We start from the raw sequence: 19,614 nt of genomic DNA, 5'->3' as shown, positions 1-19,614 counted from the left end.
GCGGCGCTCGACCGGTCGACCGGCAACAGGACGCACTTGCGGACTGGCCGTCAACTGTTCCGCTCGTCAGTGGCCGCTTCGGCGTCGCCGCGAGGGTCGTCGCATGTGGCAAGGTTGCCGCATGACCATCGAGCCCGCACCCGTGGACCGGCCCGCGCTGCTCGGATTCGCACCCATCTTTCCCGTCGCCGACCTGCGAAAGGCAGTCGTACACTATGAACGGCTCGGCTTCGAGGTGACGCCGTACGCCGACGGCGCGGAGTACGCGTTCGCGGTGCGCGACGGCGTTCAGCTGCACCTGGCGCACACCCCGGACCACGATCCGGCAAGCGGAGCAGCCTGCGTCTACCTCTACGTCGATGACGCCGCCGCGCTGGCGGCGGAATGGCACCAGCCGGGCATCGACGGCCGGACCGGCCCGCCCCGGGACATGGAGTACGGCATCCGAGAGGCCGTCCACATCGACCCGGACAACAACATGATCAAGTTTGGCTCCCGCATCGTCGACTGAGCGCGCTGTCCGCCGCCTTTCAGCAGGGTCGACGCCGGCACGTTTCTGATCACCCGTCCACGCACGACAATCAGAGTCGGCTCGCCGGTGCCACCGGCGCGATCATCGCGCCGGCGCTGCTGACCCTGGACCGGTCGCCGCTCGCCGCGCTCGGCATCGTCACCGCGCTGTCCGGCGCGGCCGAGGCGATGTCGCGGCCGGCCATCCGGTCCCTGATCCCCGGCTCCGCCCCGCCCGCGACAGCGCACTCGATCAGACCGACATCAGCGTCGTCCGCTGCGGCATGCAGCAGCGGCAGCCGGTCGTAGCGTCCCAGCCCGTCGGCGATCAGATCCGGATCCTCCGTGAGCACGCAGCTCGGACCAGCGGTGACGGCCGGTTGCGCGCCGGAGGCGTGTTGTCGAATTGGCAGCTATCGACGGCACCTACACCGGCGGGCGGGCGCAGCGCCGGCTCAGGGCCTCGCGGGCGTTCGGAGCGTACGAGTCGACAAACTCGGCGATCTCCACCTCAGCGAACGTGTCAGCGGCCTGCCGTTCTGCTACCACCGTGATCGCCCCGGTTCGACGCCGCTGCGGAGCCGGATGGGGGAGCGGCATTGGTCGTATATGGATCAGTTCGCGCCACGACATCCACGAAGCCTTCCCCCCACCCTCGCCTGCACCATCGTCTGCTGGCGCCGACTCCAACGCTCGAAGAGTGAGAAGCTTCAAGACGTCGTGGGGATATTCCTGTTCACGCCAGGCAGGAGGGTGCAGAGCACCGGCAGCTGACGGGAGGCACCGAGGACACTCCCGTCGGGGCGGACAATTGCTGCGTGGGCACCGCCGCTTCTGAGCCATCGCTGTAGTTCGCTGCCCGGTGGGGCGGCGAGGAGGACTGCTCCGCGCCGTTCGATGTCTGCTCGCTGCGTGGCGGAGGGCTCGGTGGACGTGACGATGACGAACCGGCCGGCGGCCACGTCGTCGAATCGGCGGTCGCCGTCGAGGATGGCGTTCGGGCACAGTCGACCCGCGAGGGTGCGGCGCAGGCGCGGCCGCTCCACCAGGTCGGACCGGCACAGCGGGGGTGTCTGGCTGTCGGTGGCCAGTTCCCTGAGGCCCGGTACGAGGTGCAGCCGTGGCGCCACCGCGCGGCGGATGACGTCCCCGACCCTGCCGCCGGCCGTCATCGCAGCACCGATGATCTTCGCCAGTCTGATCATGGCGCGGGCGTGGTGCTTGCGTTCGATCTGGTAGGTGTCGAGGACGTTCTCGGGCAGGTTTCCGTCGAGGACGCCGGTGAGTTTCCAGGCGAGGTTCATCGCATCGCGTAGTCCGGCGCCCATGCCCTGGCCGATGAACGGTGGGGTGAGGTGGGCGGCGTCGCCGAGCAGGAACACCCGTCGGTCGCGCCACCGGTCGGCGACCTGTGCGCGGAAGGTGTATTCAGCCGCACGGACGACCTCCAGCTCCCCGGCAGGGACCTTTCCCGTCCACGGCGCGATCAACGGATGCAGCCGGGTCAGGTCGCGGAAGTCGTCGGCGGTCTCACCGGACGCCAGTCGGAACTCCCAGCGGTAGCGGTTCTTGCCGACGCGCATGTACGTGCCGGCGCGGGCCGGATCGCAAAGCTGGTGTACCCCTTCCCACTGGTGGAGGTCGGCCTCGGTGACGACGTCGACGACGAGCCAGCGTTGTGTGAATCCCAGGTCCTGCATGCTGGCGCCGATCGACGCCCTGGTCAGGCTGTTGGCGCCGTCGCAGCCCAGGACATACGCCGCGCGGATGACCCGGTGCTCGCCGGTGGCCGGGTCGGCGACGTCGAGCCGTACGCCGGTGGCGTCCTGGCTCAGCGCGGTGACCTCGGTGCCGCCGTGCAGGGTGACGCTGCTGTGCTTCTGGAGATTCTGGCGGAGGATCGCCTCCAGCTCCGGCTGGTCGAACATGCTTCCCTGGGGGTAGCCGTGCCGGCCTGGCCCGACGTCACGCGAAAACTCGGCCAGCACCCGCATGCTTCGGTCGACGAGCCGTAGGCCCCGGTGTGGCCTGGAGATGGCGGCGAACTCGTCCCGGAGTCCGAGACGCGCCAGGATGCGGTGGACCTCGTCGTCGAGGGCGACGGCGCGGGGCAGGGGATAGACCGAGTCCCACCGGTCGAGAATCAGGCACTCCACGCCGTATTGGGCGAGCAGCGTCGCGGCGGTCAGCCCGGTGGGTCCCGCGCCGACGATTGCGACCGGAACTTCGCTCATCGTGTCGTCAGCACCTGAAGTACGAGGTAGGCCGCGACCAGGATTCCGCAGACGACGGCCGGGGCGTACTTCTGCGGGCCGTCTCCCTTGCGCAGGTGTACGACGAGGGCGCCACCGAGCAGAAGCAGCAGACCGGCACCGGCGAGGATACCGATCAGCGGCTGAACCAGGCCGACGAGCAGCCCGATCACCGCGGCGACCTCGAGCATGCCGATGCGGCGGTAGGCCGCGACGGAGAAGCCGGCCTCCGCGGCCAGCGCCCGCATCGGTTGCAGGGCCAGGATCTTGGCCGTGCCCAGGGCGGAGAAGATCAGCACGAGCAGCACCGCAAGGATGATCGAGGCGAGCGTCATGACACAACCACCAATCGCCATTCAATGGCATATCGACCCAGGATGTCCTTGACGGCGTCCTCCTGGGCAGTGGGATGAATGTTCACAGTGGCCACGATGGAGCTGCCCTCGATCGTGGCATCGATACCCAGCACTCCAGGGGTCCGCTCGAGCGCGGCACGGAGTTCCGCCCGGGCGGCGTCCCTGCGGAGGGCCCGTCCGGCGAGGAAGTTGAGCTCCAGAGCTGCTCCTGTTGTTACCGCGTGGCAAGCTCCTCGCCATGATCGATGACTTCGCGAAGGACTTCCTGCACGGCCGGTTGAAGGTGATCCGTGAGGCGCTGGTCTGGAAGCTCGATGGCCTGTCCGAGTACGACATCCGGCGTCCCCTGACGGCGACAGGGACCAACCTCCTGGGCCTGGTGAAGCATATGGCGACCTTGGAGGCCTGGTATTTCGGTGAGGTCCTCGGTCGCCCATCCCCGGAGCCGCTGGGGCGATGGCAGGACGCGGACGGCAGTGACCTGTGGGTGAGCCCAGATGAGACCCGCGAACAGATCATCGACTTCTACCAGCGTGCCTGGAAGCATGCGGACGCGACGATCAACGAGCTTCCCATCGACGCGCCTGGCCACGTGCCATGGTGGTCACACCCTGACGTGAAGCTGCTCAACATCATGATCCACGTCCTTCAGGAGACCACCCGGCATGCCGGCCACGCTGACATCCTGCGTGAGCAGCTCGACGGCCGGACCGGGCTGAGGGCTGAATACGAGGAGGAGATCGACACGGCGGCCCGGGCGACACACCGCGCGAAGATCGAGCGGGCTGCGCAGGAAGCGGCCGGCGGCGCGGGCCATGCCGGCCTATCTGCCCCACACGGCGCAGTCGAGACTACGCCGTGATCAGCCCGATCACCGGCGGCCCTGGCTGATCGACATGCCGCACGAGGCGGCACCGCCATCGTCACCCTCGACTGCAACCACGTCAGCGTCACCCACGCCTGCTGCCGGGAGCTGATCGACGCCGGTATCGCCCGCGTCGTCATCATGCCGAAGCGCGTTGCACCAACTTCGTGGGCAGGATGATGGACGAGGGTTCGCGCCCCGCGATGAGTTCGACGAGCATCCGGGTCATTTCTTTGCCCAGGGCTTGGACCGACTGGTGAACGGTGGTCAGCGGCGGATCGGTTCGTTCGGCTGTGCCGAGGTCGTCGAAGCCCACCACTGCCACGTCGGCTGGCACGGACCGGCCTGCGTCGACGAGGACGCGTAGGGCACCGGCCGCCGTGTCGTCGCTGGCGGCGAAGATGGCGTCGAGGTCGGGGTGGCTGTCAAGCAGTGATTTCATCGCTGCGGCGCCGCCGGTCTCGGTGAAGTCGCCCTCTGCCGTCGCGTACGGGGTCAGCCCAGCCATGATCATCGCTTCGTGGTAGCCGCGGTGGCGAGCCCGGCCGACGTCGGTGGACATGGGGCCGGTGATGGTGACGATCCGGGTGCGGCCGAGGCCGATGAGATATTCGGTGGCAAGTCGCGCGCCGCCGACGTTGTCTGAGTCGACGTACCACTCTGGCTCGAAATTCAAGGGCCGGCCGCCGTACACCGCGGGAAGGCCGGCCCGACGCACGATGTGAGTCAGCGGATCGTCGCCGTGCAGCGCCATCAGCATGATGCCGTCGACGCCGCGCGTGCGCAGGAGGTTGGTCAGCCGGGACCGGCCCCGGCCGGAGCTGGCAAGGCACAGCAGCAGGTGGAGGTCGGTCTCCTCGAGCGCTGCGGACACGCCGACGATGACCTGCGCAAAGAACGGGTCGGCGAACAACTCGGGATCGTCATGGGAGACCGCGAGCGCGACGATCCCCGTCTGCTGGGTGGCCAGGGCACGGGCGGTGCGGTTGGGTAGATAGCCCATCTCCTTGATGGCACGCTCCACGGCATCGCGCGTGGCGCGGCTGACATGCGGCGCCTTGTTGATGACCCGGGACGCGGCGGAACGTGACACACCGGCGCGCTCGGCCACCTCGTCGAGGGTTGGTTGCCGCCGAGGCCGCTGCGCTGCCATCGCGATGCCGAATCCTTCCTGCCCGACGTCGGGGCAGCCGCTACCACCGGCCGGCGCCGTTGTCGCTGACCGATCGTATCGGCCGGCATCGACGGCGTCGAGGTGGCTTACCGTCGCTCACCGGCTGGAAGCGGTCCCAGGAATCCCTGGATTCGATCTTGTCGTTCGGCTGGCTCCCCTTGACATGTGCCCGATATTTTCCGACGATCGGAACCAAAAGCATGGATGAACATCGCTGGAAGCGCTTCCAGTTTCCCTCGAAGGAGACCTGCTCATGAAACGATTCAGCCGCCCCTGGGGGCTTGCCGCCGCCCTGGCGTTGGCGGTGCCCGCGATCCTGCTCGGGGCATCGGCTGCGCACGCGGATCCGGTCAGCCAGACCAGCGGTTTCTACGTCGACCCCAACTCGAGTCCGGCGAGGTGGGCGGCCGCAAACCCGGGCGACGGACGCGCTGCCGCCATCCGCACCGAGATCGCGCAGAAACCGATGGCCAGATGGTTCGGCAACTGGAGCGGCGACATCGGGAGCGCGGTCAGGAGCTATGTGGGGGCAGCGGACGCCGTTGACAAGCTTCCGCTGCTGGTGGCCTACAACCTTCCCGGCCGGGACGCGTGCGGCGGCCACTCCGGCGGTGGTGCCGGCAGCGTGGCCGCCTACGACTCATGGATCGCCTCCTTCGCCTCCGCCATCGGCAGCCGTCCCGCCGTAGTGGTGCTCGAACCGGACTCTTTGGGCGACTTCAACTGCATGAGCCAGGCGCAGATCAACGACCGAGTGGGTATGCTCTCCCGCGCCGTCGGCCAATTCCGGTCCAAGGCGCCCAACACCTGGGCCTACATCGACGCCGGCAACCCCCGCTGGGTCGACGCCCAGACGATGGCGCAGCGACTCAACATGGCCGGCGTGGGCAACGCACGCGGCTTCGCACTGAACGTCTCGAATTACTTCACCACCGGCGAGAACACCAACTACGGCAATCAGGTCGCGTCCGCGCTGCAGCGGTTCGGGCACAATAAGCCATACGTGATTGACACCAGCCGCAACGGTAACGGCTCCAACGGCCAGTGGTGCAACCCCGGCGGCCGCAGGATCGGCACGCCCAGCCGGCTGGGCGGCGGCGCGGAAATGCTGCTGTGGCTCAAGACGCCGGGTGAGTCCGACGGCAACTGCGGCGTCGGCGGCGGATCCAGCGCCGGGCAGTTCCTGCCCGAGGTGGCCTACAAGATGATCTACGGTTACTAGCGCAGCGCATGGAGAGCATCGGTGTCGCGCGCACCCGATGCTCTCCATGCCCTGGTGTCCGCAGACACCGGGATCCGACTGCCCCCGTGACGGGTGCGCTGCGGCAGAAGCGCGCATGTGACCTTGATCAGCGCGTCCGGTCGAGCTGTCAGGCGTACGAGGGCCGGCGCGGGTCCAGCAACTCGGTGACGCGGCCACGGTCGAGGACTTCGATGAGTGCCTCGTACCGCGCCCTGAAGAGATGAGGCACCGCGGTCGTTTCAGCGGAGCTGTTCGGCCAGTCCGACGAGGATGCCCTCGGGCCCTCGGACATAGCAGAGCCGGTACCTGTCCTCGTACTGCGCCAGCTCGCCGACGAGCTCGGCGCCGTGGGCGCGCAGCCGGGTAACGACGTTCTCGATGTCGTCGACGGCGAACATGATGCGACGAATGCCCAGCGTGTTCGCCGGCGCGTCCTTCGGCTCGGCGCTGATCGCCGGCGGCGTGTGGAACCTCGCCAGCTCGATTCGGCCGTGACCGTCCGGGGTACGCAGCATTGCGACGTCCTGCCGGACGTCGTCGACTCCGATGACACGCTCCACCCAACGTCCCTCGATAGGCCCCTTGCCCTCCAACTCCATGCCAAGCTCGACGAAGAACGAAATAACAGCATCAAGATCGTCGACAACGATGAGGACGTTGTCCATCCGCTGGATCATGCCGGGTCTCCTTGGTCTCGTACGGCGACGGTCGCCGAGCTCGCTCCTGAGACGGAGCCGTCAGGCCGTTCTCGACATCCCTTGCACCACTCTCGTCGGTAGCCACACTCAGCGTGACCGGAAGCCGACGGCTCACCCCCTAGCCCAGACGTGAGGCCATGCCACGAGATACCGATGCCACCCGACGGACCTTCGTCTCGGATCGAGGCATGGTGACAGTCGCGTGTGGGTTGCTGGCCTGCCTCGTGGTGCTGTCATCGGCTGGTTGCGCGTCCGCCTCCGACCGGGCCCGTGAGCAGGTGCTGCAGCAGGCGAGGCAGATCGCCCACGAGACCGAGCCGTGGGCCACCGACTCGCACAACTTGGAGGGCTGGAAGAGCAACGAATCAGTACTCAACCGGCTGGTCCTCCAGACAGGTGGCACGCAGCTCACCTCCGTGGTCCACGACTCCGACGAGCACGGGGTGGGTCTACTGGCCACGGTCGAGGTCGTGATGACGGGCGCGGCCTCTGACGGCTGGTTGAGCGGGCAGGACGTCCACTACAACATCTGCGTGCGTTTCGTGATCAGCCGGGAGGCCACCGGGCCGCGCGAGATCACTCCGACCACGATCCAGTGCCCGCCCACGGTCCCCGCTACTCAATCACCCGGTCACGCCTACGACAACTGACACCGCGATCTCAGGTGTGGAGGCCCAGATCGAGCCGGACGTCAGCGTGCGCCGCGATGTCGGAAGTCGGGTCGCCAGAACTACCTGCCGTCGATGCGTCACGTCCTTTTAGCATGCCGTCATGACATGGTTTCAGATGGTGACCTTCGCTGGTGTGGTGGCTCTCGGTGCCATGTCGCCGGGTCCGGATTTCGTTGTCGTGGTTCGGCAGACGGTAGCCGGTGGCCGGAAGTCCGGCACCGCCGCAGCTGCCGGGGTGGCAGCCGGTGTGTTCCTCTGGGCCGTGGCCGCGGCGGTGGGGCTGATCGCCCTGATCTCGGCAGTCCCGGCGGTGCTGACCACTGTCCGGATCGTTGGCGCGGCGTACCTTGTCTACCTGGGCATCCAGGCGTGGCGCCACACCGCCGACGTGGACGCACCGCACATGCGCCGCGGCTCAGCCTTCCGGGACGGGCTGCTGTGCAACGTGCTCAACCCGAAGGCTGCGGTGTTCTTCGTGGCGTTGCTGCCACAGTTTCTGCCGACACGGCCGGATTCGCTGGACGTTCTACTGCTGTCCATAATGACCGTGGCGATCACGTTGGCCTGGTTCGCGGCGGTGGCGCAGTTGGTCTCGCTGCTACGGCGAATCCTGTCACGCCCCCGCGTGCGCCGCACGATCGACGCCGTCTCCGGCGCGGCTCTGATCGCACTGGGCGCGAGGCTGGCGATGAACACCGCCCGCTGACGTTCCTTCGGGACAACGGCGTGGCCAATGGTGCTCGTTACTATGGCGATGGGCTCCTGTGATTCAGCGCGCCCGGCGGTAGTGCATGGCCACCACGCCGTTGCGCAGCGGGTCCGCCGAGAGCAGCTCGAGCCGCCGCGTGCCGGGTAGCCCGCCCTGGTACAGCATGGGGCCGTGGCCGGCGATCCTGGGGTGGACGAGCAGTTTGTACTCGTCGATCAGGTCCAGTCGGTCGAGTTCGGTCGCGAGCTTGCCGCTTCGAGGAGGACCCCGGCCGGTGTCGCGTCCTTGAGCTTCTGCACGCCCTCGCGTAGATCGCCGGGGATGTCGGTCAGCGAGTCCGAGGTACACGCGCCCAACTCGCGCTCAGCCGGAGTTGTTGGCCGCGCTCGTCCCGGCCCCGGTGTCCTCCGGCATGGTCAGCGCCTCGCGTGCCCGCAGCTCCCAGGAGACCGCCCCGATCTCGGCGAAGACATCGGCACCGTGTTGCAGGCACGCGGCCGCGGCGTCGTCGTCGCCGATGTTGCGCAGCAGCAGCCCTCGCCGGTACGCGGCCATGCCCTCGCCGTACGGCATGTCGCAGTTCCGGAACTGTGCCTGTGCGGCCGCCATGGTCGCCTCGGCGTCGGCCAGCCGGCCCAACCCGGCGAGGTCCTGCGCGATCGACATCGTGGTCATCGCCTCGCCCACCTCAGTGCTGGCGGCGCCTGTCGCCCGGCGCTGCTGGTATGACCGCAACGCCGTACGGTGGATCTCCAATGCCTCAGCGCACCGGCCCAGCGCCGACAGAGCTGCACCGAGCACCCCGAGTGACGACTCGGTGCCGATGGCGAAGCCCAGCTCGCTGAAAATGGCCGCCGCGCGTCGGCTCAGTGCGACGGCCTTGTCGGGTTCGCTGGTCCGCAGCGCGATAGCGGCCAGATAGGCCATCGCCCACGCCTGCTCCCGGTCGTCGCCGAGCTGTTCGGCCTGCGCCCTGGCCTGCCGAAACATGGCCCGAGCGTCGTCGTAGCGCTCGGCGCAGAGGTAGAGCGCCCATCCGGTGAAGTTGCGCAGCGCGACCTCGTCGGAGGGCTGGTCGGCGGCCTGGGCGGCGGCGACGCCGAGGCCGAACACCTCGACCCAGGGGTGGCGGTGGGTGGCCGCGTCGGAGTACCAGTGCAGGGCCCGGGTGGCGGCGACAACTTCCGCATGTCGGCCGAGCCGCAGGCCGTCCCGCAGGGCGGCCAGCCAGTTCTCCGCTTCGTCGTCGAGCCAGGCCCGCGCCTGCGTCCGCTGCTCAGGCGTGCTGGTCGGATCGGCTGCCTCGGTGTCCAACAACCGTCCAGATTCCGTCGTTCGGGCCAACAGCCAGGACAGGATCCGATCTTCGGCGGCGCGCCGCACCGGCGGGGGCTCCTGGTTGAGTCGTTCCCTGGCGTAGAGACGTACCAGGTCGTGGAACCGGTAGCGGATCCCGATCGAGCCGAGCAAACCGGCATCCACCAGGGTTTCCAGCGCCGCCGAGGTGGTGGCGGAATCGTGCCCGGCCACGACGGCCGCCAGGTCCACTCCGAAGTCGTGACCGGGAATCAGCGCCGCGTGCCGGAACACCTGCGCGGCTGCCCGGTCCAGTTGTCGGTACGACACGTCGATGGCGGCGCGGACGCCGAGGTCCCCGGCGGTCAGCGCGGTCAGCCGTTGGTGTTCGTCGCGCAGCCGCTCCACCAGGTGCCGGACGGGCCAGTGCGGGCGGGTGGCGAGCCGGTTTCCGGCGATCCGAAGCGCCAGGGGCAGCGCGCCGCACAGGTCGACCAGTTCGCGGGCCTCGGCCGGCTCCGCAGCGACGCGGCGACCGACGATCGTGCCGAGCAGCCGGTGCCCGGCGGAGGCGGGCAGCACGTCCAGGCCGATGCGGTCGACGCACTCCAGGCCGAGCAGCGGGCGTCGGCTGGTGACCAGCACCAGACAGTGCGAGCCGGCCGGAAGCAGCGGGCGTACCTGTTCCTCGTCGGCCGCGTTGTCCAGCACCATCAGCAGTCGTACCCGGCTGGTGAGCGTACGAAGCAGCGCCGAGCGTTCGGGGAGCGAAGCCGGGATGCCGGCGTCGGACACACCCAACGCCCGGAGGAACCGCTCGACGACCTCACTGCTGTCCAGCGGATCGGGGTCGGTGCCATGCAGGTCGATGAAGAGCTGCCCGCCGGGAAAAAGTTCCCGCACGCCGGTGCCGGCGGACACCACCAGGCTGGTCTTGCCGATGCCGGGCGGGCCATGCACCGACACCACGACACTGGCGGGAAGATCGCCAGCGACGGCCGTACCCGCGTGGGCGCGGAGGAGGGCCAGCTCGCGGTCGCGTCCGGTGAGGTCGGAGACCGCCCCGGGAAGCTGCGCCGGGTAGCGGGAGCGCCCAGCGGGACCGGAGCGGTCCGGTCGGGTGCCGCAGCGCTGGTCGCGGTGCCGCTGCGAGCCTTCGACCGGTGCGCGGCCGGTGCGAGCGGCGGCCAGGAAGCCAGCCCGGAGTTCAGCGGTCAGCCCGAACACGTCCGCCAGCATGGTCACGGTACGCCGTTGCGGGACGCGGACGCGGCCCTGCTCCAGGTCGCGGATCGCCCGCACGCTCAACCCCGACAGATCGGCCAGCTCTTCCTGGGTGAGGCCGCCGATGCGGCGGTGCCGTCGCAGCAGCCGACCGAAGCCGGGCTGACTGTCTGCGCCAGCTGGCTGCGTGCCCACCGGTGCCCCCACCGTCCGGTCGTGTCCGGGCCGGCCGACCGGCCCGAAGGGTATGCGTGTACGTCGATGGTGTCAGCCGCAGCCGTACGGATCATACGATCCGGCCACAAAGGAGACAATCATCACCGGCAGTACTGCCGGTACACCGGCACCCGTACCGCTTCCTGCCGGCAGTTCTTCCTGGCGCGGCCGGCGACCCCACCGCGATGCTGGCGGCGCAGCGATTCCGCTGCCGATTCCACCGATGTTTCTTTAGGGGACGCAATGCGCGTACGAAGACTCGCGGTGCCGCTGGTGATGTCGATGCTGGCGACCGCCGCCGTCGTGGTCGGCACGCCCGGAGCGGCCCAGGCGAGCAGCTCCTACCACAGCATCACCGAGGCGTCGCCGGCCAACAAGACCTGGATGGGCGGGGTGCCGGACAACGCCAGCCTGGCTGATCTCTCCATCCCGGGCACGCATGACAGCATCGCGTTGTGCGGCTACTCGCCGCCCCGGGACGGCTCCGACTGCGACCTGCTGAGCACGAGCATCACGCAGACCCAGGAGCATCACGGCTACAGCGCACGGACCCTCACCACCCAGTTCAACGCCGGCGTCCGGGCCATCGACATCCGGGTGCGGGTGGACCAGGGCAGCGAAGGGCTGACGTTCACCGTCCACCACGGCGTCTACTACCAGTGGGCCAACTTCACCGACGTCCTCACCAAGATCGAGGCGTTCCTGGCGGAGAACCCCCGGGAGACCGTCCTGCTGCATTTGAAGGCGGAGTGCGTGGGCAACGGTCCGACGGACTGTTACGACGCCGACGGGTTCGGCACCCAGGAGTGGCACAAGAAGGTTTTCCGCTCCTACCTGGATGGGGCCTTCTACACGGGCGTCGGCGACGCGACCAGGCCGGCCAAGGCGTGGCGGAACCTGTTCTGGGACAAGTCGGTGACCGGCACCTCACAGGCGGATGTGCCGACCCTCGGCGAGGTCCGTGGAAAGATCGTGCTGCTCGGCTTCCGGGGGCACCGCGGGGGCATCTACAGCGGCTACGGGCTGAGCCAGCCCTATCCCGCCGGTGGGTCCAACGAGGAGTACGTCCAGGACCGGTACGAGGTCAAGAACATCAGCGACATCAACGACAAGTGGGAGACCGTCCGGGCGCACCTGCGGCGTACCAACGGGGTGTGGGACCTCACCCGGGCCGGGGAGCGGGAGTACGGGCACAAGCCGGACGCGCTGTACATCAACTACACCAGCGGCACCGGCAGCGGGGCGCACCCGTACACGGTGGCCGGTGGCACCCCGACGGCGACCGGCGTCAACGAGTTCCTCTACCAGTGCCTGCGCAACACCAACGGCAGGTGTCCGGAGTTCTATCCCGGCCGGGAGGACAAGTTCGGCGGGCGGCCGTCGATGGCCCGCACCGGCGTGCTGATGATGGACTTCCCCGGCGGTGGGCTCATCGACGAGATCCTCAAGCGGAACCCCACCGGAAGCGGGTTGGTCAACGGCGGCGTAGGCGACCCGATGGAGGTCCACCTCGGCGGCGACGACGGCGGGGCTCGGCCGAATCCGCCCAGCGACCATGCCGCGTGCCGCCCCGACGGGATGATCCCGACCGCGAGCGCCGCAGCGCCGTACTGCCGGATCTACGACGGCAACGGGCGGGAGTGGCTGGGCAACGGCCGGTCACGGCGAGTGGTTGCCTACTTCAACGGTGCCCGCACCGGGGCCGACGGCACGCCGTACTACCTGGTCAAGAACATCCCCTGGTCGAAGGTGACGCACATCAACTACGCCTTCGCCACCGTGGAGAACAACCGGATCTCGATCGGTCCGAGCGGGCCCGCCAACCCGGCCACCGGGATGACCTGGCCCGGTGTGCGGGGTGCCCAGATGGACGAGAGCCTGCCCTACCGGGGGCACTTCAACCAGCTCACCACGTACAAGCGGCTGCACCCGCGGGTGAAGACGCTGATCTCGGTGGGCGGCTGGGCCGGCAGCGGCGGCTTCTACACCATGACCACCAACGCGGACGGTACGACCAACCAGGCCGGCATCAACACGTTCGCCACCTCCGTGGTGGACTTCCTGCGCACGTACGGATTCGACGGGGTGGACATCGACTTCGAGTATCCGACGACGCTGGACGAGACCGGCAACCCGGCCGACTGGGGCGTCGCGAAGCCGCGCCGAGCTGGACTGTCGACGGCGTACACCGCGTTGATGAAGACCCTGCGCGAGCGGCTCGACTCCGCCGCCCGCGCCGACAACCGCTACTACCTGCTCACCTCGGCGTCATCCGCGTCCGGCTACCTGGTGCGCGGCATGGAGAACCAGAAGAACCTGCGCTACCAGGACTTCACGAACCTGATGGCGTACGACTACCACGGCACCTGGAACGACGTGGTTGGCCCGAACGCCACCCTGTACGACGACGGCAAGGACCCGGAGCTGGCCGAGCTGTACAACACGCCGGAGTACCAGAAGATCGGCTACTTCAACACCGACTGGGCCTTCCACTATCTGCGCGGCGCGCTGGCGGCGGGCCGGATCAACATCGGGGTGCCGTACTACACCCGGGGCTGGAAGAACGTGTCCGGCGGCACCAACGGGCTGTGGGGGACCGCCAGCAAGACCGGTTGCGAACCCGGCACCGGCATCAAGCGGCCGTGCGGCGACGGCGCGGTCGGCATCGACAACATCTGGCACGACCTGACCGCCAACGGTCGACAGGAACTCGGCTCGGGAACCAACCCGATGTGGCACGCCAAGAACCTGGAGGCCAACATCCTGCCCAACTACGCCCAGAACGTCGGTCTGAAGCCGGACACCGACCCGACGGACCGGCTGACCGGCCGGTACACGCGACACTGGGACGCCACGACCCGCACCTCCTGGCTGTGGAACGCGGACAAGAAGACCTTCCTGTCGACGGCGGACACGCAGGCCATCGACGAGATCGCCGACTATGTCAAGAACAGCGGAGCCGGCGGCGTGATGATGTGGGAGCTGTCCGGGGACTACGAATGCTCGACCAGGGTGACCGCCGCCACGCCGTGCCAGATGGGTTACACCCTCACCAACCGGCTGCACGACAAGCTCAACGGCGCCGGCGACTACGGCAACAGCCGTAGCCAGAACAGCTCCGCCAGGCCACCCACCTCGGCCATCGACGTGTCGGTGGACCTGGTGAACTACCCGGGCGACGCGACCAAACTGTGGCCGGTGACGCCCGTGGTGCGGCTGACCAACAACACCGGCGTGACCATCGGTGGCGGCAAGGACACCACCATCTCGTTCGACCTGCCCACCTCGACCCCCGCCCTGATCAAGGACGGGAACTGGCAGACCGGTGAGCAGGGCGGCCAGTGGAAGGTGACGGCCGGGCACACCGGCGCGAACGCCGGCACCGGCCTGAAGGGCTACTTCCATCGGGTGAGCACCACCCTGGACTACTGCCAGATCATCCCGGCAGGAAAGAGCCTCGACCTACCCATCATCTACTACCTGCCAGCCACCGGTCCGGTGAACACCGTCGTCAGGGTCGGCGGCACCAACTATGCGCCCCTCGCGGACCACAACCGGGGCGCCACGAAAGCGACCCCGGCGGCGGGCGGCTGCTCGGCGCCGGCCTGGAACGCGAACACCGTCTACAACCCGACGACCCAGTCGGTCGAGGCGGTGACCGTCAAGTACAACGGCAAGGTCTGGCAGGCCAAGTGGTGGACCCAGGGCAACCCGCCTGGCACCGGAGCCGACGCCGACCACGAGCCCTGGAAGTACGTGGGGCCGGCGGCCTGATCCCAGCCACCTTGGCAGCTGCGCGACCAGACCGGCCGGCCTGGTCCTCGGCAAGCGGCCGGGTGCGAGGGCGGCGCTGCCGCACTTGACCGGCGAAAACACGGCCCGGGTCACCCTTCGGGGTGACCCGGGACCGGCGTCGGCGTCAGCGCACCTGGTCACCCTCGCCGGTACGTGCCTGGGCCTGGTCCACGCCCTTGTCGATGTGCTGTTCGTACTTGCCACCGGTGCGCTTGTCGGCCATGTCGCCGCCCCGCTCCAGCCCTTGGTCGACCTGCTTGTCGTGCTTGTCCGCGAGGTTCTTGGCCTTGTTCATGAAGTCACCCACGACGGTCCTCCTTCTTCTAGGGGCCACCTTCTGCCGGATTCCCCTGGCCCCGCATCGCAAACGCCGACCGTTCGGACGAATCGCCCGGTATCGCCCGAGCTGGCACTTGGCCTGAAACGGTGATCAGGGATGACGGCTTCACGTCATTCACGGTGGCTGCCACGACAGCGCGAGACTGCTTACTCAGGACGGCGATCGGACCAGCGCGGCTTCACGCCACGGAGTGCGCGGATCGTTGCAACAGCGGATCGGTGCTGATCACTCGGTGAGGAATGCGGACAGGATCTTGAGGTGCTCATCTGGAACGTTCTCGTGCACCAGGTGGCCAGCCTCGATCGTCGCCACCTGGGCGTCGGCCAAACGATCGGCGAGTTCAGCGACGTACTCGTGGTGGACCGGGCTCGCGATACCTACGAGTGCGCCGGCGTCGCCCGCGGTGGTGGCGGAGCCGACCGGCCCGCAGGCGGACGTACCTCCGAACCATGGCGACAACAACGCCTGGAAGCAGCGGCGCGGGCTCTCCGAAGCGGACCAGCGCACCGGGAAGGAACTCATCGTGGTCGTTGTGCTGCTGGTCTCGGCGGTCCTGGGCCGGGTGTTGTTGCAGCGCCCCTGGACGGTGCAGGCGACAGCGGGCCACCGCAAGACTCTCGTCGCGCAGGTCGTGGGATTCCGTGCCGCGCTGCGTCGACGGGACGAGATCGCCCAGTCACTGGCGCGGGGAATCGTCCCTTCCTGCGACGAGCCGGACCGGGTGGGCCCGTAGTCGCTGCAGACCGTGCAGACGCTCGCACCGCAGACGACGACTACCTCCGGCATCGAGTGGAGATCCAGGTGGTACCTGAGCGATGCCCCCGACCTCGGTGACGGGGTCGTTTTCTGATTGACCAGTCGCTGTCTGCTCCCTTGACCACCGAATTACTGCTTTACTATGTTACTGGTAAAGCAGTAAGGGGCTACCGTGTTCGTCTTCCGGCTCGACACCCACTCCGGCGTGCCGCCGTACCTGCAACTCGTCCAGCAGGTCCGCCAGGCGGTGCTGCTGGGCTTTCTCCAACCCGGTGACCGCCTCCCGCTCATCCGCGAGGTGGTTGAGGACCTGGCGATCAATCCGAACACCGTCGCCAAGGCGTACCGGCAGATGGAGCAGGAGAACCTGGTCACCGGCCGGCCCGGCCAGGGCACGTTCGTCAATGAACAGCAGTCGGCCGTGATGCCGGCATCGACGTACACGTCGCTGCGCCGCGGTCTGACGACCTGGCTGCGCCGCGCCTACGCGGCCGGCCTCGACGAGCAGGCGGTCAACGCGCTCTTCACGTCCGTCCACCAGCAGACAAGAAACGAGGACGTGGCGTGACAGCGAATGAGTTCGCGCTGCGCACCGACGGTGTGGGCAAGCGGTACCGGAAAGGCTGGGCGCTGCGCGACTGCACCCTGGCCCTGCCGGCGGGCGGCGTGATCGCCCTGGTCGGGCCGAACGGCGCGGGCAAGACGACGCTGCTGCGCCTGGTCGTCGGGTTGCTGGCACCCAGCACCGGCACGGTGGAGGTCCTCGGCCACGACGTCACCGCCAGCACCCCGCAAACCCTGTCCCGGGTCGGGTTCCTGGCCCAGGACCACCCGCTGTACAAGCGCTTTACCGTCGCCGAGATGCTCCGCTTCGGCCGGGCCTGCAACCTGCGGTTCGACCAGGGGCTGGCCGAGCGTCGGCTGGCGAAGCTGGGCATCCCGCTCGACCGCCGGGCCGGCACGCTCTCCGGCGGGCAGCAGGCCCAGGTCGCATTGGCACTTGCCCTGGCGAAGCGGCCGGACCTGCTCGTCCTCGACGAGCCGGTGGCCAGCCTCGACCCGCTGGCCCGGCACGAGTTCCTCCAGGTCCTCATGGGCGGGGTGGCCGAAGGCGGGGTGACCGTCCTGTTCTCCTCGCACGTCGTGCACGAGCTGGAACGCGTCTGCGACCACCTGGTGGTGCTCAACCAGGGCCGGGTCACGCTCACCGGTGACATCGACACCCTCCTCGCCGAGCACCGGCTGCTCGTCGGCCCGCGTACGCCCACCGACCTCGACCGGGCCGGCGCCGTCGTGGAGGCCGTCCACAGCGACCGGCACACGACCCTGCTGGTACGCGACGGCGGGCTCCCGGCCGCGCCTGGGTGGCAGGCCCGGCAGGTCGCGCTGGACGACCTGGTGCTGGCGTACCTGCGCCGGCCGGCCGAGCCGAGCGCCACGGTTACGTCGGAGGTGGCGGCATGAGGTGGTTGATCTGGCGCCAGCACCGGACCGAGGTCTGCGTCCTGGGTCTGCTCGTCGGCATGTTCGGCATTGCCCTGCTCGTGCTCGGGGTGCAGGCCCACGACCTGTTCTCCGGCGGTGCCGCGCGGTGTGCGGGAGAGGCCGGTACCAGCGAGGCCTGCGCCGCCTCCTTCCGCCGGCTCGACGAGGAGTACGGGTACATCGAGAACCTCCTGGCGGGCTTCTATCTGGTCCCCGTCGTCATCGGTGCGTTCCTCGGTGCGCCGCTGCTCGCCCGCGAACTGGAGGACGGCACCTGGCAGCTCGCCTGGACGCAGGCCGTGCCGCGGATGCGCTGGCTGGCGGCCAAGCTCGCGGCACTGGCCGGGGTCACCGTCGCGCTCACCGGGATGTTCACCGCGGTGCTCACCTGGTTCCGTCAGCCGTTCGACGCGTGGGAAGGGCGGTTCCAGTACGACGCCTTCGACGTGGAGGGACTCGTGCCGGTGGCGTACGCGCTGTTCGCGTTCGGCGTCGCCACCGCCGCCGGGGCGATCCTGCGGCGCAGCCTGCCCGCGTTCGGCGTCGCGTTCGGGGCGTTCCTCGCCGCCCGGATGTCGGTGGCGCTGTTGGCCCGTCCCGCGTACGCCACCCCGCTCACCGCCATGCAGCCGGTCCCCGTCGGCGGCTCGGACCAGGCGGGGTACCGGCCCGTGTCCAACTTCGCCGACTGGGTGATCGAACAGGGCTACGCCGACGCCACCGGGCGCAGGCTGAGCTGGACCGACTACTACGAGTTGGAGGCCGCCGCCGACCGGGCCGGCACCAACCTCAACCAGTTCCTGCACGCGCGGGGCATCCAGCAGTTCGCGGTCTACCACCCGGCCGACCGGTTCTGGACGTTCCAGCTCATCGAGACGGCCCTGTTCGTGGCCGCCGCGGCGATCCTGATCGGTGTGGTGGTGTGGCGGGTACGTCGCCGTGTGATCTAGTGCGGTGTCCACTGACGTTCACCGGGTTTGTGGTGGGTGTTGTGGATCCTCGCCTGGTGGGCGAGCGACTCCCCTCCCGGATGGGTGGGGCGGGCCACCGCTGGCCAACCGATCCCGTGGTGCCGCCCGGGGTGGGCGGCGGGGGTCACGTCGGGACTGACCTGCACCGGGGAGGTGTCGGCCGGCTCGACGGTGCGTGATCACCTGCGGCAGCAGTGTGCTGGGCTGGTGGTGGGTCCGCCGCCCGGTGCCCGGGTGGCGATGGTGGCGGCCGCGGTCAGGTCGCGGTGCCCGCCGGGCCACCGCCCGGCGGCGGGCTTTCGGGTCGGTCAGGGGCATCCGATGCTCGGCACGGATGCCCCTGCCGGACACCAACAACCCCTGCCCGGCCGGCCCAGCCACATTAATGGACACCGCACTAGCCCTGACCATCCTCGCGCGGGTCCGTCGTGCTGCCGGCCGCGACTCTGGCGCCGCCACCCGATATGTTCGCCCGGTGGTGGTGATCGAAGGCACCCGGCTGCTGTTGGTGCGGCACGCGATGCCGGTGGTCGATCCAGCGGTGCCGGCCGAACGTTGGCAACTCAGCCCAGCCGCCCGGGCCGCCGCCCGCGCGCTGCGTCCGCTCGTGACCGGTCCGGCCTACCATGTGGCCAGCAGCGAGCCGAAGGCCGTGCAGACCGTGCAGGAGATCGCCGGGCCCAGCACCGTCGTCACCGACACCGCACTGGTCGAGGTACACCGCCCCCACCAGTGGTCGGACACCTCCAGCTACCGCGCCACCGCCCGCTCCTACATTCAGGGCGTCTGCCCCCACGGCTGGGAACCCCACGAGCAGGTCGTCCACCGCCTCGACGAGGCCATCACCCGCCATGCCGCAACCGCAGCCGACCAGGGCAGAACGCCGGTGGTGGGCACCCACGGAATGGCCGTCACAATCTGGCTGGCCAGCAGGCAGCTCCTCGGACCCGACTCGGTCGAGTTCTGGGCGACCCTGCGCTTCCCCGACCTCATCGAGATCGACCTGTTCAATGGTGTCGTTCGGCGCCTCAGCGACTGAACAGTCACCAGCCG

Annotated in this window: 20 protein-coding genes and 1 pseudogene; 11 read left to right on the top strand and 10 right to left on the bottom strand. The window is 68.9% G+C overall.

Translation table 11 applies throughout. The features are described from left to right. The first annotated feature begins 121 nt into the window (after positions 1–121). Positions 122–511 carry a bleomycin resistance protein gene (locus tag SM447_RS20565; RefSeq protein WP_474574461.1) on the top strand — a complete coding sequence of 130 codons (390 nt, stop codon included), beginning with the start codon at positions 122–124 and terminating at the stop codon, positions 509–511. A gap of 70 nt (positions 512–581) precedes the next feature. On the opposite strand, the gene SM447_RS20560 is transcribed toward SM447_RS20565, so the two are convergent. The 4 genes from SM447_RS20560 to SM447_RS20545 all read right to left on the bottom strand — a co-directional run bounded on the left by SM447_RS20560 (position 582) and on the right by SM447_RS20545 (position 3,097). Then, positions 582–863, bottom strand: a complete 282-nt coding sequence (locus SM447_RS20560) for a hypothetical protein (RefSeq protein ID WP_474574460.1) — start codon at positions 861–863, stop codon at positions 582–584. 73 nt (positions 864–936) lie between these two features. Then, a complete protein-coding gene (locus tag SM447_RS20555) occupies positions 937–1,059 on the bottom strand; it encodes a hypothetical protein (RefSeq protein ID WP_474574459.1) in 123 nt (40 codons plus the stop codon). A gap of 161 nt (positions 1,060–1,220) precedes the next feature. Further along, positions 1,221–2,744 carry a bifunctional 3-(3-hydroxy-phenyl)propionate/3-hydroxycinnamic acid hydroxylase MhpA gene (gene mhpA / locus SM447_RS20550; protein WP_474574458.1) on the bottom strand — a complete coding sequence of 508 codons (1,524 nt, stop codon included), beginning with the start codon at positions 2,742–2,744 and terminating at the stop codon, positions 1,221–1,223. Beyond that, complete coding sequence (locus tag SM447_RS20545; RefSeq protein WP_474574457.1) at positions 2,741–3,097, bottom strand: DoxX family protein; 357 nt, start codon at positions 3,095–3,097, stop codon at positions 2,741–2,743. The genes mhpA and SM447_RS20545 overlap by 4 nt, the downstream gene beginning before the upstream one ends. A gap of 259 nt (positions 3,098–3,356) precedes the next feature. Between SM447_RS20545 and SM447_RS20540 the strand changes: the two genes are divergently transcribed. Continuing rightward, a complete protein-coding gene (locus SM447_RS20540; RefSeq protein WP_474574456.1) occupies positions 3,357–3,980 on the top strand; it encodes a DinB family protein in 624 nt (207 codons plus the stop codon). 142 nt (positions 3,981–4,122) lie between these two features. Here SM447_RS20540 and SM447_RS20535 read toward each other — a convergent pair whose 3' ends face one another. Next, positions 4,123–5,136, bottom strand: a complete 1,014-nt coding sequence (locus tag SM447_RS20535) for a LacI family DNA-binding transcriptional regulator (RefSeq protein WP_474574455.1) — start codon at positions 5,134–5,136, stop codon at positions 4,123–4,125. A 274-nt stretch (positions 5,137–5,410) separates the two neighbouring features. Here SM447_RS20535 and SM447_RS20530 point away from each other — a divergent pair, with 274 nt between their 5' ends. Beyond that, positions 5,411–6,379, top strand: a complete 969-nt coding sequence (locus SM447_RS20530) for a glycoside hydrolase family 6 protein (protein ID WP_474574454.1) — start codon at positions 5,411–5,413, stop codon at positions 6,377–6,379. Positions 6,380–6,639: 260 nt separating this feature from the next. Here the strand turns inward: SM447_RS20530 and SM447_RS20525 are convergent, their stop codons facing one another. Beyond that, a complete protein-coding gene (locus SM447_RS20525; RefSeq protein ID WP_474574453.1) occupies positions 6,640–7,077 on the bottom strand; it encodes a VOC family protein in 438 nt (145 codons plus the stop codon). Positions 7,078–7,286: 209 nt separating this feature from the next. Between SM447_RS20525 and SM447_RS20520 the strand changes: the two genes are divergently transcribed. Further along, on the top strand, positions 7,287–7,748 hold the full coding sequence (locus SM447_RS20520) for a hypothetical protein (protein ID WP_474574452.1): 462 nt from the start codon (positions 7,287–7,289) through the stop codon (positions 7,746–7,748). Between the two features lie 121 nt (positions 7,749–7,869). Continuing rightward, complete coding sequence (locus SM447_RS20515; RefSeq protein ID WP_474574451.1) at positions 7,870–8,475, top strand: LysE family translocator; 606 nt, start codon at positions 7,870–7,872, stop codon at positions 8,473–8,475. A 63-nt stretch (positions 8,476–8,538) separates the two neighbouring features. On the opposite strand, the pseudogene SM447_RS20510 reads toward SM447_RS20515, so the two are convergent. Together SM447_RS20510 and SM447_RS20505 are read right to left on the bottom strand one after the other, a co-directional pair. Further along, a pseudogene (locus SM447_RS20510) lies at positions 8,539–8,801 on the bottom strand (dihydrofolate reductase family protein); the annotation flags it as partial. A gap of 40 nt (positions 8,802–8,841) precedes the next feature. Then, entirely contained in the window at positions 8,842–11,193 is a 2,352-nt protein-coding gene (locus tag SM447_RS20505; RefSeq protein ID WP_474574450.1) for an ATP-binding protein, read from the bottom strand. A gap of 264 nt (positions 11,194–11,457) precedes the next feature. Between SM447_RS20505 and SM447_RS20500 the strand changes: the two genes are divergently transcribed. Then, positions 11,458–14,988, top strand: a complete 3,531-nt coding sequence (locus tag SM447_RS20500) for a phosphatidylinositol-specific phospholipase C domain-containing protein (protein WP_474574449.1) — start codon at positions 11,458–11,460, stop codon at positions 14,986–14,988. Positions 14,989–15,133: 145 nt separating this feature from the next. Here the strand turns inward: SM447_RS20500 and SM447_RS20495 are convergent, their stop codons facing one another. Both SM447_RS20495 and SM447_RS20490 read right to left on the bottom strand, forming a co-directional pair. Next, positions 15,134–15,316, bottom strand: coding sequence for an antitoxin (locus SM447_RS20495; protein WP_474574448.1), 183 nt, complete (start codon positions 15,314–15,316; stop codon positions 15,134–15,136). A 258-nt stretch (positions 15,317–15,574) separates the two neighbouring features. Continuing rightward, positions 15,575–15,871, bottom strand: coding sequence for a hypothetical protein (locus SM447_RS20490; protein ID WP_474574447.1), 297 nt, complete (start codon positions 15,869–15,871; stop codon positions 15,575–15,577). A gap of 1 nt (position 15,872) precedes the next feature. On the opposite strand from SM447_RS20490, the gene SM447_RS20485 reads away from it, so the two are divergent. From SM447_RS20485 to SM447_RS20465, 5 genes are all read left to right on the top strand, one after another. After that, complete coding sequence (locus tag SM447_RS20485; protein WP_474574446.1) at positions 15,873–16,082, top strand: hypothetical protein; 210 nt, start codon at positions 15,873–15,875, stop codon at positions 16,080–16,082. 195 nt (positions 16,083–16,277) lie between these two features. Then, complete coding sequence (locus SM447_RS20480; RefSeq protein WP_474574445.1) at positions 16,278–16,673, top strand: GntR family transcriptional regulator; 396 nt, start codon at positions 16,278–16,280, stop codon at positions 16,671–16,673. Further along, entirely contained in the window at positions 16,670–17,569 is a 900-nt protein-coding gene (locus SM447_RS20475; protein ID WP_474574444.1) for an ABC transporter ATP-binding protein, read from the top strand. Before SM447_RS20480 ends, SM447_RS20475 begins: the two co-directional genes overlap by 4 nt. Next, the gene (locus tag SM447_RS20470) at positions 17,566–18,540 is read left to right on the top strand and encodes an ABC transporter permease subunit (RefSeq protein WP_474574443.1); all 975 of its coding nucleotides are present in this window, start codon (positions 17,566–17,568) and stop codon (positions 18,538–18,540) included. Before SM447_RS20475 ends, SM447_RS20470 begins: the two co-directional genes overlap by 4 nt. A 496-nt stretch (positions 18,541–19,036) precedes the next feature. Next, positions 19,037–19,600 carry a histidine phosphatase family protein gene (locus SM447_RS20465; protein ID WP_474574442.1) on the top strand — a complete coding sequence of 188 codons (564 nt, stop codon included), beginning with the start codon at positions 19,037–19,039 and terminating at the stop codon, positions 19,598–19,600. The last annotated feature ends 14 nt before the right edge of the window (positions 19,601–19,614 follow it).

The organism is Micromonospora aridisoli, assembly GCF_056150025.1.
This window is presented reverse-complemented; position numbering and strand designations above follow the sequence as displayed.

Coding starts and splice junctions, on each gene's coding strand:
- SM447_RS20565 (WP_474574461.1), top strand. CDS start 122: ATGACCATCGAGCCCGCACCCGTGGACCGGCCCGCGCTGCTCGGATTC.
- SM447_RS20525 (WP_474574453.1), bottom strand. CDS start 7,077: ATGATCCAGCGGATGGACAACGTCCTCATCGTTGTCGACGATCTTGAT.
- SM447_RS20530 (WP_474574454.1), top strand. CDS start 5,411: ATGAAACGATTCAGCCGCCCCTGGGGGCTTGCCGCCGCCCTGGCGTTG.
- SM447_RS20535 (WP_474574455.1), bottom strand. CDS start 5,136: ATGGCAGCGCAGCGGCCTCGGCGGCAACCAACCCTCGACGAGGTGGCC.
- SM447_RS20470 (WP_474574443.1), top strand. CDS start 17,566: ATGAGGTGGTTGATCTGGCGCCAGCACCGGACCGAGGTCTGCGTCCTG.
- SM447_RS20520 (WP_474574452.1), top strand. CDS start 7,287: ATGGTGACAGTCGCGTGTGGGTTGCTGGCCTGCCTCGTGGTGCTGTCA.
- SM447_RS20500 (WP_474574449.1), top strand. CDS start 11,458: ATGCGCGTACGAAGACTCGCGGTGCCGCTGGTGATGTCGATGCTGGCG.
- SM447_RS20545 (WP_474574457.1), bottom strand. CDS start 3,097: ATGACGCTCGCCTCGATCATCCTTGCGGTGCTGCTCGTGCTGATCTTC.
- SM447_RS20540 (WP_474574456.1), top strand. CDS start 3,357: ATGATCGATGACTTCGCGAAGGACTTCCTGCACGGCCGGTTGAAGGTG.
- SM447_RS20515 (WP_474574451.1), top strand. CDS start 7,870: ATGACATGGTTTCAGATGGTGACCTTCGCTGGTGTGGTGGCTCTCGGT.
- mhpA (WP_474574458.1), bottom strand. CDS start 2,744: ATGAGCGAAGTTCCGGTCGCAATCGTCGGCGCGGGACCCACCGGGCTG.
- SM447_RS20490 (WP_474574447.1), bottom strand. CDS start 15,871: ATGAGTTCCTTCCCGGTGCGCTGGTCCGCTTCGGAGAGCCCGCGCCGC.